Source organism: uncultured Zhongshania sp., from assembly GCF_963975605.1.
GTDB classification, from domain to species: domain Bacteria; phylum Pseudomonadota; class Gammaproteobacteria; order Pseudomonadales; family Spongiibacteraceae; genus Spongiibacter; species Spongiibacter aquimaris.
This window is the reverse complement of record NZ_CAXBHN010000015.1, coordinates 1-13,886: the sequence shown is the minus strand read 5'-3', so window position 1 is coordinate 13,886 and position 13,886 is coordinate 1. Positions and strand designations below refer to the sequence as shown.

The following is a 13,886-nucleotide window of genomic DNA, read 5'->3' as shown; positions in this document are numbered from 1 at the left end:
TACTGTATTCCATTCAGGGGGAGTGAACTCAGTTCAATCCAAATTGACTGATATAAGGCGCATATCATAGGGGAATTCGTTATCCGCATCAAAATGTCTTCGCGGCGACAAATGCCCTGACATAGTGATAATATTGGGCCCAAATTACGATATTCAATAGGCTTGTTGCCAGCCTTAGTAAACCATTATGTTTTCTCGCGACGGCATCATAGCTTGTATGGGGTGACCGTTTAAGCGAGAAGTAACAAGGAAAATAATTTCTTTTGCCTAAACCGACAACAAAATCAGCGGCGGATAACCGTCAAATTCTGCATTTACGGCTGCGAGAGGGCCTGTTAATCGGCTTTGTCGCCGTATGCATTTATATCTTCGTATCCCTTTTAACCTATAGCGGCAATGACCCCGGCTGGTCTAGAACCGGGAATGGCGATGGCGTCATGAATGCCGGCGGGCCGGTGGGTGCGTGGCTAGCAGATGTGTTTTTTGCGCTGTTTGGCTATATGGCTTATTTGTTTCCGAGCATGCTGGGGTTTAGGGCGTGGCGTTTGTTTAAGTCGCGCTACCGACCGCCGGCATTTGATTCGCTCATTTTCTCGCTGCGTATCATTGGCCTAATACTGGTCATGATATCTAGCACCGGCTTGTCTGCGAACGGCGATTTTGGCAATAGCGGTTTGCCCTTTGGGGCAGGTGGTGTTTTGGGCGACGCCGTTGGCCATGCGACCTTGGCGTCATTCAATGAATTTGGCAGTCGCTTACTGCTAATTGCGATTTTGCTATTTGGCTTAACGGTATTCACCGATTTATCGTGGATAAAACTGATGGATGCCGTGGGTGCGTTAACCCTGCGACTGTTTGATAAAGCTAGCGACGCAATTTACCGCTATCGGCAAGCGCGAGCAGAGCGTAAAAAGGCTGCAACCGCAGCCAAGGAGCGTCACGAGGCGTTCACCACCAAGACCGAGATTCAAAAAACCCGTGTTCCGCCGCAAATCGCGCCGCCGCCGAAACCCGTGGCGAAATCATCTCGACCAGAAAAAGAGCGTCAAACCTCTTTGTTCGATGGGCCGGTAACAGGAACCTTACCGTCGTTAAGCTTGCTCGATAAAGCGATTCATAATCCGGAACGGGGGTTTTCTCCAGAAACGCTCGACGCGATGTCACGTCTACTTGAGATAAAGTTGCTCGACTTTGGGGTGTCTGCAAAGGTTGTAGCCGTGTTCCCAGGCCCCGTTATTACCCGCTTTGAACTCGAGCCCGATGCCGGTGTTAAGGTCAGTAAAATCTCTAATCTGGTGAAAGATCTGGCGCGCTCCTTGGCTGTTGTTAGCGTTCGTGTTGTCGAGGTTATTCCTGGTAAACCTTATGTGGGGATAGAGATTCCCAATGAAGATCGAGAAATTGTTAACTTCCACGATGTTCTGTCATCAGAGGTTTTTGATGCCAGCAAATCACCGTTAACGCTTGCGCTGGGTCACGATATATCTGGTGAGCCGGTCTGTGCTGATCTGGGCAAAATGCCGCATCTTTTGGTCGCCGGTACCACCGGTTCGGGTAAATCAGTTGGGGTAAACGCCATGCTGATAAGCCTCCTTTACAAATCAACACCAGAAGAAGTCCGACTGATGCTGGTCGACCCGAAAATGCTGGAACTCTCGGTATACGACGGTATTCCGCATTTATTGACCCCCGTTATCACCGACATGAAAGATGCCGCCAACGGCTTGCGCTGGTGCGTGGCTGAGATGGAGCGTCGATATAAATTAATGTCGAAAATGGGTGTTCGTAATTTGGCTGGGTTTAACCGCAAGGTCAAAGACGCCATTCTCGCAGGCGAACCGATTAAAGATCCGCTCTGGAAGCCAGAAGAGCATTATCAAGCGGGGCTAGAAGAAGCTCAGGCGCCAGATTTAGAAGTTTTGCCTTCAATCGTCGTGGTTATTGACGAATTCGCCGACATGATGATGATCGTCGGTAAGAAGGTAGAAGAATTAATAGCCCGAATCGCACAGAAAGCGCGGGCGGCGGGGATTCATCTATTGCTCGCCACCCAGCGCCCCTCGGTTGACGTTATTACGGGTCTGATCAAAGCCAACGTGCCGACGCGTATTGGTTTTCAGGTTTCATCTAAAATTGACTCGCGAACCATTTTGGATCAAGGCGGCGCGGAGCAGCTTTTGGGTCACGGCGACATGCTGTATTTGCCGCCAGGTGCCGGGATTCCAGTGCGGGTTCACGGCGCATTTGTGTCCGACGAAGAAGTGCATCGCGTTGTCGCTGACTGGAAGCGCCGTGGCGAGCCCCAATATATTGATGGCCTCTTGGAAGAGGGCAGCACAACCGACGCAATGCCAGGAATGCCACCAGAGGGTGGCGGCGATGATGGCGAAAGTGACGCCTTATATGACGAGGCGGTGCAGTATGTGACCCAAAGCCGACGCGCTTCTATTTCCGCTGTTCAGCGGAAATTACGCATAGGCTATAATCGTGCCGCAAGATTAATTGAAACAATGGAAGCGGCTGGTGTCGTAACTGAAATGGCCAGCAATGGAAGCCGAGAAGTGCTGGCGCCACCACCACGTGATTAGAGTAAAAATGATTACTATGCGTCGATTGTTACTTTTGTTGTGCCTTTCATTCATTCAAGTTTCTGCTAATGCCGGTGGCGATGTAGCCCAGCTTCATTTACACCTTTCCGGAGCGCAAAGCCTGAGCGCCAAATTCGTTCAGCAGGTAAAAGATGCAAGCGGCGAGCTGCTGCAGGAAAGTAAAGGTACGATTGCATTAAAACGGCCGAATAATATTCACTGGGAAAGCCTTGAACCCTTTCGTTATCTGCTCGTCAGTAATGGCAAAACCGTTTGGCGATATGACGCTGATCTCGATCAATTAAATACCGACCCTTTTGACTCAGAGTTGTCGCAGACGCCGGCCATGATTATCGGCGCCTCCATCGACCAGCTAGCGGCAGACTATAACGTTAGCGTGATTAAAGGTGGCAATACGCGGGAATTCATCTTAATTCCCAAGCAGCAGGGCGCTTTTACTGAAATGCGTCTGATGTTTAATATGGGTAAGCTCATTGGTATGCGCCTGACAGATACCCTGGAGCAAACCACGCAAATTGATTTTATAGAGCCCAAGTACAACGTTAAATTTGACTCTACACTATTCGAATTTAACGAAGAAAAGGCGCGAAAGTCTTGAGCGAAGGTTTACCGGCAATACCACTGGCAGCGCGGATGCGTCCGCAATCACTGGAATACTATCTTGGACAAGAGCACCTATTAGCAGAAGACAAGCCACTGCGCAGGGCCTTAGATTCCGGTCAGCTTCACTCAATGATTTTCTGGGGACCGCCAGGCGTAGGTAAAACCACCCTTGCACAATTGATAGCGCAACTCTGCGATGCCCATTTTATAAGTATTTCAGCGGTACTAGCTGGTGTAAAAGATATTCGGGCGGCTGTTGAAGAGGCGAAAAAGCAGCAATTTTTTCAACGCCAAACCATTCTGTTTATTGACGAAGTGCATCGCTTTAATAAATCTCAGCAAGATGCATTCTTGCCGTATGTAGAGGATGGCACCGTCATCTTTGTAGGCGCCACCACTGAAAACCCCTCATTTGAAATCAATAATGCGCTTTTGTCGCGGGCCCGCGTTTACCAACTGCGAGCTCTCACTGACGACGCCCTTTGCGACATTATTAAACATGCTGCTGAACGCGAAGGCTGGGAGATCGACGCAAGTCAAATCAGCCGCATTGCGGCCCACGCCGACGGCGATGCAAGACGCGCGTTAAATCTCCTTGAATTAGCCGGCGATATGGTTATCAGCAACGAAGTCGGCAGGGTGATTAGCGAAGATATTGTCGGCCAGGTACTTTATGGTCAGCCCCGCCGTTTTGATAAAGGCGGCGACCTTTTTTACGAGCAGATATCAGCCCTGCATAAATCTGTGCGAGGCAGTTCGGCAGATGGTGCTCTGTACTGGTTTGCGCGCATGCTTGATGGCGGCTGTGAGCCACTTTATATCGCCCGCCGTTTAGTCCGCATGGCAAGTGAAGATATTGGTAATGCGGATCCACGTGCGCTGCGGATTTGCCTTGATGCCTGGGATGTCCAAGAGCGCTTAGGGAGTCCCGAGGGCGAGTTAGCCATGGCGCAGGCGGTTTGTTATTTGGCCGCGGCGCCAAAAAGTAACGCAGTTTATACGGCGTATAATGCAATTCGTCGCGATATTGCGGCTATGCCAAGCCATGACGTGCCAATGCACCTGCGCAATGCGCCGACTGGAATGATGAAGACGCAGGGCTTTGGCGATGGCTACCGCTACGCCCACGATGAAGACGACGCCTACGCCGCTGGCGAGAACTACTTGCCAGAAGCCATTAAGGACAAAGTTTACTACCAGCCAGTGGAGCGCGGTTTAGAGAAAAAAATCGCCGAAAAGCTGAGGTATTTGCGTCAACTGGATGCAGCATCACCTCATACACGCTATCGTTGAGCCGAATGCGGTAGAATAGCGCGCGACAATTCGGAGACAACATTCGTGCAGATCTATTTCTTAATTGCCCTAGGGGGTGCCTGCGGCGCCTTAAGTCGCTACGGTGTGGGCCGCGCGGTAAATATTTATTTGGCCCAAGTGCACTGGCCATTAGGCACATTTGCGGTCAATATTGTCGGCTCTTTTACAATCGGTGCACTCTATATTCTGATCACTGAAAAGTCGAGTTTGCACGCCGATTGGCGCTACGTTCTTATGGTGGGGTTTCTGGGAGCCTTCACCACATTCTCGACCTTTTCTTTAGAATCCGTCGCGATGCTGGAGGCTGGGAAGATCGCGATGGCATTGTTTTATATGCTCGCAACGCTGACAAGCTGCGTTGTAGGTTGCTGGTTAGGCATGAGCTTGACCAGGTAGAAATATATTTAAATACAGTATGTTGGAGATTTATTTTAATGTTAGATATTAAGCAGGTCCGGCTCGACCCACAGGCAGTTGCCGGCGCGCTGAACAAAAAATATTTTGTTTTAAATATTGAGCAATTCGAGGCACTAGATGCCGTTCGCAAACAGGCAGATATCAATAGTCAGAACCTGTTGGCTGAGCGTAAAAAGGCCTCAAAACAAATTGGCGAATTAATAAAATCCGGCTTGAATATCGACGATGCCAAGGCGCAGGTGAACGACACCTTAGCGAAAATCGAAGCTGAACTGGAAGCGCTTAAACTGGAGGCGAAAGAGGCGAATGATGCCCTCGACCAGTTGCTGATGACGGTGCCAAATCTACCCGCAGACGATGTGCCAGAAGGCAAAGACGAATCAAGTAATATTGAAGTTCTTCGTTGGGGCGAGCCTAGAAATTTCGACTTTGAGATTAAAGATCATGTCGATGTAGGCGAGAATCTTGGCGGTCTGGATTTTGAATCGGCCACAAAAATAACTGGCAGCCGGTTCGCGGTAATGCGCGGCGGCTTGGCTCGCATGCATCGCGCTTTAATACAGCTGATGCTAGATACCCACACCCGCGAGCACGGCTATCAAGAAGTGTATGTTCCCTATATGGTCAATGCCGACTCTCTGCGCGGCACAGGCCAGCTTCCCAAGTTTGAAGCCGACTTGTTTAAACTAAATGGCGACTCAGAATATTACTTGATTCCGACGGCCGAAGTTCCCGTTACCAATTTGTATCGAGACACCATTGTCGAAGCTGCGGAACTAGGAAAAGGATTGCGTTTTACCTGCCATACGCCTTGCTTTAGAAGCGAAGCCGGTAGCTACGGCCGAGATACACGGGGCATGATTCGTCAGCATCAATTCGAAAAAGTAGAACTGGTGCAACTTGTTCGTCCCGATGAGTCCGATGCGGCGCTCGAGGAACTGACCGGTCACGCCGAAGCAATTCTACAGAAGCTTAATTTGCCCTATCGTAAAGTGATTCTCTGTGGCGGTGACCTCGGTTTCTCAGCGCGGAAAACATACGATTTAGAAGTGTGGCTGCCCGGGCAAAGTGCTTATCGAGAGATTTCATCATGCAGTAATGTCGGCGATTTTCAAGCGCGGAGAATGTTAGCGCGCTGGCGCAATCCTGAGACCGGTAAAACTGAGTTACTACACACGTTGAATGGATCTGGTCTCGCGGTAGGCAGAACCTTAGTGGCCATACTCGAAAACTACCAACAAGCCGACGGCTCGGTCACAGTACCTGAGGCGCTGCGAGCTTATATGGGCGGAATAGAGCAGCTGCGAGCCGGTGAGCTCTGAGTAATGGAATTTCTGCCACTGTTTACAGATGTTCGAAATAAGCCCTGTTTGTTAATTGGTGGTGGTCAGGTTGCTTTGCGAAAAGCCCGTCTATTGTGTAAGGCGGGTGCAAAGTTACGTCTTGTTGCCCACGATATATTGCCTGAGCTGTCCACCCTCTGTCTGAATACCGGTGGTGAATGTATTCGCGGCGACTACGCTGATCATCTATTAGATGATGTTTTTTTAGTCGTTGCCGCTACCGATGATCACGCGCTAAATAGCCAGGTTTCCGCCGACTGTCATCAACGCCATATTCCGGTAAATGTCGTTGATAGCCCCGATCTATGCAGCGTCATTCTGCCCGCCATCATTGACCGCTCGCCCTTAATGATCGCAGTGAGCAGCGGCGGCAAAAGTCCCGTACTTGCCCGTATGATGCGCTCGCGATTAGAGGCAAGTATTCCCGCGTCTTATGGGCGACTAACCCAATTGGTAGGTCAGTTCCGCGACGCAGTAAAAGCCCGTTTCGAGGATATCGAAGACCGTCGACATTTTTGGGAGCAAACCCTGCAGGGACCGATTGCCGAAATGGTATTTGCCGGAAACGATAAGGCTGCGGCAAGTATGCTGGACGAAGCCATCAAAAAAGGCACCATCGACCCGGGTGGCGAAGTCTATTTAATTGGGGCAGGGCCGGGCGATCCAGACCTGATGACATTTAAAGCGCTGCGCTTACTGCAGCGCGCAGACGTGGTTTTATATGATCGTTTGGTTGCGCCGGCCATTGTCGATATGTGCCGCAAAGACGCCGAACGGGTCTATGTGGGCAAGGCACGAGCAGACCACGCTGTGCCACAAAATGATATTAATAGCTTATTAGTGAAATACGCGAAAGAGGGCAAAAAAGTCGCTCGCTTAAAAGGCGGTGACCCTTTCATATTTGGCCGCGGCGGTGAAGAAATTGAAGAGCTCGCTGAGCACAAAATTCCGTTTCAAGTTGTCCCAGGCATAACCGCGGCTGCGGGTTGCGCAAGTTATGCGGGTATTCCACTTACACACCGTGACTACGCGCAATCGGTGCGGTTTGTCACCGGCCATCTCAAAGATCACAGCATTAATTTGCCCTGGGAAGAATTGGTAAGGCCGTCGCAAACAGTCGTCTTTTATATGGGCTTAGTTGGCTTACCGAGCATCTGCGAAAAGCTCATTGAGTTTGGACGGCCGGAAGACACCCCAATTGCGGTTGTGCAACAGGGAACGACACCAGATCAAAAGGTAGTGGTCGCTACGTTGGCGACGATGGTCGATGCATTAAAAAAAGAGCCGGTGCGGGCTCCGACGCTCATTATTGTGGGTGAGGTGGTCAAACTGCGTGAAAAACTCGCTTGGTATGAAAAGTACGACCTAGCCTCGCCCTCAGTTTAGCGGTACATATTTTAAATCCTAATTAGCAAGGAGAAGGCGTGAGCGACACAATCTACGACCTATTCGTTATCGGCGCGGGTTCCGGAGGGGTTAGGGCAGCAAGGATGTCAGCGGGATTTGGTGCAAAAGTCGCCATCGCAGAGTCGCGCTATTTGGGTGGCACCTGTGTAAACGTCGGCTGCGTACCCAAAAAACTGTTTAGTTATGCAGCCCACTACGGCGAGGACTTTGCCGACGCTCGAGGCTTTGGCTGGGACAGCGTTGTGAGCGACTTAGATTGGCCGCGTCTACGGGATAACAAAACCAAGGAAATTGAACGTCTTAACGGTATTTATGGCAATTTATTGCGCAATGCCGGGGTCGAGCTCATTAATGGCCACGCCCGTTTTGTCGACGCCAATACAATCGAAGTTGACGGCGTTAGATATACCGCTAAAAACATTTTGATCGCGGTAGGCGGTTGGCCATTTATTCCTAATATCCCCGGTCGCGAATTCGCAATCAGTTCTAATGAATTATTCTATTTAGACAAATTGCCCAAACACGCTGTTATTGTCGGCGGCGGTTATATCGCTACCGAGTTTGCCGGTATTCTCCACGGTCTTGGTGTTGAAGTTGAACAAATCTATCGTCGCGACTTATTTCTACGTGGCTTTGATACCGAGATACGCGAGCAGTTAGCCATGGAGATGAAGCAAAAAGGCATTGCGCTACGTTTTAACGACAATGTCACTGCAATTTCTGAGCAGGGCGGTCAATATCTTCTAAGTTTAGAAAGTGGTGCGACGCTGCTTACCGATCAGGTTTTGTATGCGACGGGACGTAAACCCTTGCTTGAAGGCCTCGGTCTGGAAAATACCAAGGTCAGTCTCAACGAGCAGGGTTATATTGACGTGGATACGGGTTTTCAAACAGCGGAGCCCTCAATTTACGCCGTCGGTGATGTCACTGGTGGCATGGAATTAACCCCAGTAGCGCTCGCTGAAGGTATGAATTTGGCGAAGCGATTGTTTAAAGGGGATAACACGGTTCTCGATTACCGTTTTATCCCCACCGCTATTTTCTCACAGCCCAATCTTGCCACGGTCGGTTTTAGTGAAGAAGAAGCCCGAGAGCGCTATAGCGAGATAGCGGTGTTTACTTCGCGTTTTACCCACCTCAAACATACATTGAGCGGCAATAGCAGCAAGACGTTTTTAAAGCTTATTGTTGATAAGGTAAGTGACAAGGTCGTTGGGGCCCATATGATGGGAGACGATGCCGGAGAGATCATTCAAGGCTTGGCAGTGGCAATTAAAGCGGGGGCAACTAAAGCCGACTTCGATTCCACTATTGGTATACACCCAACAGTGGCGGAAGAGTTCGTGACGATGAGGGAAGCGACCCGCTAAATAAGGTATGCCGCTAGAAGAACTTAACTAGTCTTACTGGCGGCATACCTCGTTTGAACACCTAGACCGCAGGGTGTGATTGCAAGCCGTATTACGGGCGTCTTGCTAAACGCTCGGGTAGAAAATAGGGTAGTGCATCGACCAATATGTGACTCGCCTCAGTCATTAGTGGGTCGGGCTCTTTGTCCTTGTCCTCGTCGTCTTTATCAGTTTCTGCTTTTGCCTCCACCTCTTCGTCACTCATCGCGAGCTCGTCGGCAGAGTCTTCTTCGAGAGACTCAAGCGGTTCCTCACCCTTGGCAACACGGCGGCGATTTTCCATTGCCAACTGTTGAACCTTTTGCGTGTCGCGCTCCTTTTTCCTCAAATCTATATTCAAAGATAAATGGGTTTTGTTACGCAAACCCTCGACAATTGAAATCTGCTCTTGCAAGAAAAGGAAATCTGGATCTTTCGCGATGCGCTTCTCGTGTTTGCGCTGCAAGGTGTCGATACCGGCTTTTAAATCAAAATAATAATTGTGATTTGTCTGCGGAATTCTGTCCCAGTGCAGCGCATTGTCGAGCACGCTTTCGCCGATGTCTTCCTTGTTGTAGAGGGGAGGAAAGGCTATATCGGGAATAACCCCTCGGTTTTGGGTGCTGTCACCTGAAATTCGGTAGAACTTAGACTCTGTTAACTTCAATTGGCCGTGGCCAAGCGCGTTTACCGACTGCACAGTACCCTTGCCAAAGGACTGAGTTCCAATCACTAAACCGCGTTGGTAATCCTGAATGGCACCTGCAAAAATCTCCGACGCCGAAGCGCTCATGCGGTTAATAAGTACCGCCAGGGGGCCGGTGTAGTAGGGTGAACTGCGACGTTTGCCTTCACGTAAAACTCGGGCATTTGCTTGGCGAATTTGCACAGTAGGGCCAGATTCAATGAACAAGCCAACCATGCCATTTGCTTCTGCCAATGAGCCGCCACCATTGTCGCGGAGATCGATAACAATGCCTTCGGCGCCCTGACTAAGTAGTTCGCCTAAAATACGATGCACGTCACGGGTTGTGCTACGGAATTCAGTATCACCCATTCGATAGGCTTCAAAATCCAGGTAAAATGTGGGCACATGGATGACGCCAACTTGATGGACTTCGCCGTCACTGTCGGTGATGTCGATCATTTCACCTTTAGCGCTTTGATCCTCAAGCTTTACCTCGTTGCGCTCGATAATAATCTCGTGATGGGTTTCATCGCTCTTAGCGATGGCGGGGATAACTTCCAAGCGTACAAATGAACCCGCCGTTCCACGAATAAGATCGACGACATCGTCTAATCGCCAGCCGATAACATCCTGCATCTCACCTTTTTTACCCTGCGCTACACCAATAATTCTATCGGCGGGCTGCAATTGTCCCTGTTTGTCAGCGGGGCCTGCGGGTACCAGGCGCACGACTTTGGTGTAGTCGTCTTCCATTTGTAACACCGCACCAATCCCTTCTAGCTTGAGGCTCATATTAATCTGAAAATTTTCAGAAATACGCGGTGAGAAGTAGTCGGTGTGCGGGTCGTAAAGTGACGCAAACGCATTGGCGTAAATCTGGAAGGCGTCTTCGGCCTCCAACTGCTTCATGCGCTTTATTTGGTTCTTAAACCGCTTTGTAAGTAATTCGATTATCGCTTTGTCATCTTTTTTGGCTAAGCGTAAGCCTAAAACACGATTTTTAATTTGCTTGCGCCAAATTTCATTTGCTTCTGCTTGGTCTGCGGGCCATTCCGCATCGGTTCGATCAAGTTCAATGTCTTCTTTAACATTGAAATCCATTGCGGGAACACTTTTGGCCAACGAATCCTGAGTATATTGAAGGCGCACAATCATGCGCTCGCGGTAGCGATTAAATATATAAAAACCGGCGCTGAGGTCTGACTTTTTGAGCTCATCGTCGAGTCGGGTGCGATATTTTTGAAATTCATCAATATCACTTTTGAGTAAAAATAGGCGGTTTGGATCTAAATCATCAATAAAGGCATCGAGTAATTTGCCAGAAAAATCATCGTTTAAGGTCAGTTTTACGTAATGGCGGCTATTAAGCTGATCAACCATATCGTGAATCGCTGTCTTGTGCGTCTTTTCAGCAGTCAAGGGCTTGAGAGCCTCTTCGGCAATACTCGCCAGACTGACTATTGAAAGGAGCAGGGAGACAATTAACGCGCTGCTGAATTTGCTGTTGCGAGAGGATTTTATCGTTAACATTGAATACCGCATCTCAAAGCCTAGGTGGACGTTACTATGGTACACCGCCAGCCTGCCAAATGCAGGTATGACGGACATTTCAAACGAAGTCCGGCGTTACACGCTCTAACTCCCTGTTGCTTTTCTTCGTATATAATTTATCAAATCGACATATTCCTTGATGTTTTCCCGCGTTACACTGCTATATACGCCAATAAGTTTGTATATGGAGCACATTACGTGAGCAAAAATCCAAAACTAGCCGCTGTTGAACAATATATCAGCGCCTTATCTAGCCACGATATGGCGGTTATCACTGATTTATACGCCGACGATGCTGTCCTTGAAGATCCAGTTGGTTCAGACCCGCTTGTCGGCAAGGCCGCTATTGTACGATTCTATGAAGTCGCATTTAGTTCCGGAATATCTGCTCGCTTGGACGGGCCAGTGCGACTTGTCGCTAATCACGCGGTGTTTCCGTTTGTGGTTGAACTGAATCCCGGTAACGGTGAAATGCGTATCGATGTAATCGACCAATTTACCTTCAATGACGACAACAAGATTGTCGCTATGAAGGCATTTTGGGGCGAGGCGAATATGACAACCGCGTAGGCGCCTGCCCGCCATGTCGAATAGCACGGTTTTTTAGCGGTTAAAACCAATCCGCCTGCATTTTAAAGGGCACATCGTCAAACCGGCATAGCAAGTCCGCTTGGGGGCCAATCTCTGGAAGCTCCCATTGAATATAAAAACGTGTGGCTTGGAGTTTGCCCATATAGAAGTTTTTATCCGCCTCATGGACGCTGCTATTCTCAAGCCCCCGCGCTGCACACACCGCCTGCTTTAGCCATATCCACGACATCAGAACTCGCCCAAATAGGTCAAGATAGATTGTCGCGTTGGCCAGACTGAGATCGGTGTGTTCCGCCATATTGCCAAGCAATGTTGTGGTGACCGTGTTTAAAGTCTGTAAGCCCTCAGCTACCGGCTGAATCAATTCTTTAAGGTCTTGATAGGCACTGGCGTCTGATAAGGTTGCCGACACGGCCTCGTTGAACAATATGAGTCCTGCACTGTTATTCAATAATACCTTGCGGCCCAATATATCAATGCCGTGGATCGCCTCAGTACCCTCATGTATAGGATTTAACCGGTTGTCGCGGTAATACTGTTCGACAGGATACTCGCGGATATAACCGGCGCCACCTAGAACTTGAATTGCTAATTCATTGGCCTTTAAACCGTATTTAGATGGCCATGATTTTACAATTGGAGTAATCAAATCCAGCAGTAAAAAAGCCTGCTGCCGTTGATTTTCAGTATCGGCGGTACGCGAATCTTCGTATAACGAAGTCGCGTACAGGCAGAGGGCCAACGCGCCTTCAGCATAGGATTTTTGCGCTAGCAGCATTCGTCTAACATCAGCGTGTTCAATAATATTGATTTGGGCTGATTTAGGGTCTTTATTCGAAGGCAGGCGGCCCTGTGGCCGCTCTCTTGCGTAATTTAAGGAATAAATATAGCCCTGATAGCCCAGCACAGCGGCGCCTAAGCCCACACCGATACGTGCCTCATTCATCATCTGAAACATATACTGCAGGCCTTTATGAGGCTCACCAACCAGAAAGGCTTTAGCTCCCCCTTTCTCACCAAAATTCAGTACCGTCGAGGTGGTGTTGCGGTAGCCCATTTTATGTAGCAAACCGGCGAGGGCAACGTCGTTGCGCTCGCCCAGAGAACCGTCGGGGTTGACAAGGAATTTAGGGCAGATAAATAAAGAGATGCCCTTGGTTCCCATTGGCGCGCCGTCTATGCGCGCGAGAACCATATGCACGATATTTTCAGTGATGTTTTGATCACCACCGGAGATATACATTTTTTGCCCGCTGATTAGATAACTGCCGTCGGCGCAGGGATTTGCCGTGGTGGTAATATCTGCCAGTGCCGAGCCCTGATTCGGTTCAGTTAACGCCATCGTGCCGGCAAAGCGGCCTTCGCGCATAGGGGGTAAAAAAAGCGCTTTTTGTTCAGCATTACCAAAGGAGTGGATCAGGTTCGCTGCGCCAATGCTTAAAAACGGGTAGCCAGAACTGGCTATATTGCCGGCGTTAAAATACGCCATTGAGGCCCTTAGGACTATTTCTGGCAGTTGCAAGCCATCTTCGTCAGCGTCGTAGTGGGCGGACAAAAAGCCAGCTTCTGCTAATGCGTCCCATGCGATTTTGGTCTCGGGAATGATGTGTATGTCTTTACCGTCAAAATGCGGTTCATTGGCATCACCCTTCGCGTTGTGATTGGCAAAGTAACGCTCAGAAATTGTTTTTGCGGTGTCGAGCGTCGCGTTAAACACTTCTCGAGAATGATCTTGATATCGCGGTCTATTTAGCAGGGCTTCAGTATCAAGCAGCTCATAGAGCAAAAATTCAAGATCGCGACTGTTCAACAGGGTAGTACTCATAGCATTTGCCTAAATTATTATCGGGTTTTGAAATCGCTTACTGCGCTTTTATTCGTAGGCCAGCTAGCTATGCCATTCGGCCTTAATATTTTATATACCCGTGGTGCATTTAGGAAAGGGGTAAGTTACTCACCCTCACAAAGAGGTTAT

The 13,886-nt window shown here is 49.3% G+C and carries 10 protein-coding genes; 8 read left to right on the top strand and 2 right to left on the bottom strand.

All coding sequences use genetic code 11. The features are described from left to right. The first annotated feature begins 263 nt into the window (after positions 1–263). From AAC007_RS12630 to gorA, 7 genes are read left to right on the top strand one after another with little or no spacing between them, the layout of a single operon-like run. Complete coding sequence (locus tag AAC007_RS12630) at positions 264–2,588, top strand: DNA translocase FtsK 4TM domain-containing protein (protein ID WP_339677283.1); 2,325 nt, start codon at positions 264–266, stop codon at positions 2,586–2,588. A gap of 7 nt (positions 2,589–2,595) precedes the next feature. After that, positions 2,596–3,207 carry an outer membrane lipoprotein chaperone LolA gene (gene lolA / locus AAC007_RS12625; protein ID WP_295872070.1) on the top strand — a complete coding sequence of 204 codons (612 nt, stop codon included), beginning with the start codon at positions 2,596–2,598 and terminating at the stop codon, positions 3,205–3,207. A gap of 35 nt (positions 3,208–3,242) precedes the next feature. After that, entirely contained in the window at positions 3,243–4,505 is a 1,263-nt protein-coding gene (locus tag AAC007_RS12620; protein WP_339677351.1) for a replication-associated recombination protein A, read from the top strand. Between the two features lie 45 nt (positions 4,506–4,550). Continuing rightward, positions 4,551–4,922 carry a fluoride efflux transporter CrcB gene (crcB, locus tag AAC007_RS12615; protein WP_219043733.1) on the top strand — a complete coding sequence of 124 codons (372 nt, stop codon included), beginning with the start codon at positions 4,551–4,553 and terminating at the stop codon, positions 4,920–4,922. 38 nt (positions 4,923–4,960) lie between these two features. Next, positions 4,961–6,265, top strand: a complete 1,305-nt coding sequence (gene serS, locus AAC007_RS12610; protein ID WP_295872064.1) for a serine--tRNA ligase — start codon at positions 4,961–4,963, stop codon at positions 6,263–6,265. Positions 6,266–6,268: 3 nt separating this feature from the next. Continuing rightward, positions 6,269–7,672: a siroheme synthase CysG gene (gene cysG / locus AAC007_RS12605; RefSeq protein WP_295872062.1), complete on the top strand. Its 1,404-nt coding sequence runs from the start codon at positions 6,269–6,271 to the stop codon at positions 7,670–7,672. 38 nt (positions 7,673–7,710) lie between these two features. Then, positions 7,711–9,063 (top strand): glutathione-disulfide reductase, encoded by a 1,353-nt coding sequence (gene gorA, locus AAC007_RS12600; protein ID WP_295872059.1) that lies wholly within the window; start codon positions 7,711–7,713, stop codon positions 9,061–9,063. A 91-nt stretch (positions 9,064–9,154) separates the two neighbouring features. Here gorA and AAC007_RS12595 read toward each other — a convergent pair whose 3' ends face one another. Further along, the gene (locus tag AAC007_RS12595) at positions 9,155–11,299 is read right to left on the bottom strand and encodes a carboxy terminal-processing peptidase (RefSeq protein WP_295872057.1); all 2,145 of its coding nucleotides are present in this window, start codon (positions 11,297–11,299) and stop codon (positions 9,155–9,157) included. 219 nt (positions 11,300–11,518) lie between these two features. On the opposite strand from AAC007_RS12595, the gene AAC007_RS12590 reads away from it, so the two are divergent. Beyond that, a complete protein-coding gene (locus AAC007_RS12590; RefSeq protein ID WP_295872055.1) occupies positions 11,519–11,890 on the top strand; it encodes a nuclear transport factor 2 family protein in 372 nt (123 codons plus the stop codon). A 40-nt stretch (positions 11,891–11,930) separates the two neighbouring features. Here AAC007_RS12590 and AAC007_RS12585 read toward each other — a convergent pair whose 3' ends face one another. Next, complete coding sequence (locus AAC007_RS12585) at positions 11,931–13,736, bottom strand: acyl-CoA dehydrogenase (RefSeq protein WP_295872054.1); 1,806 nt, start codon at positions 13,734–13,736, stop codon at positions 11,931–11,933. Positions 13,737–13,886 lie beyond the last annotated feature (150 nt).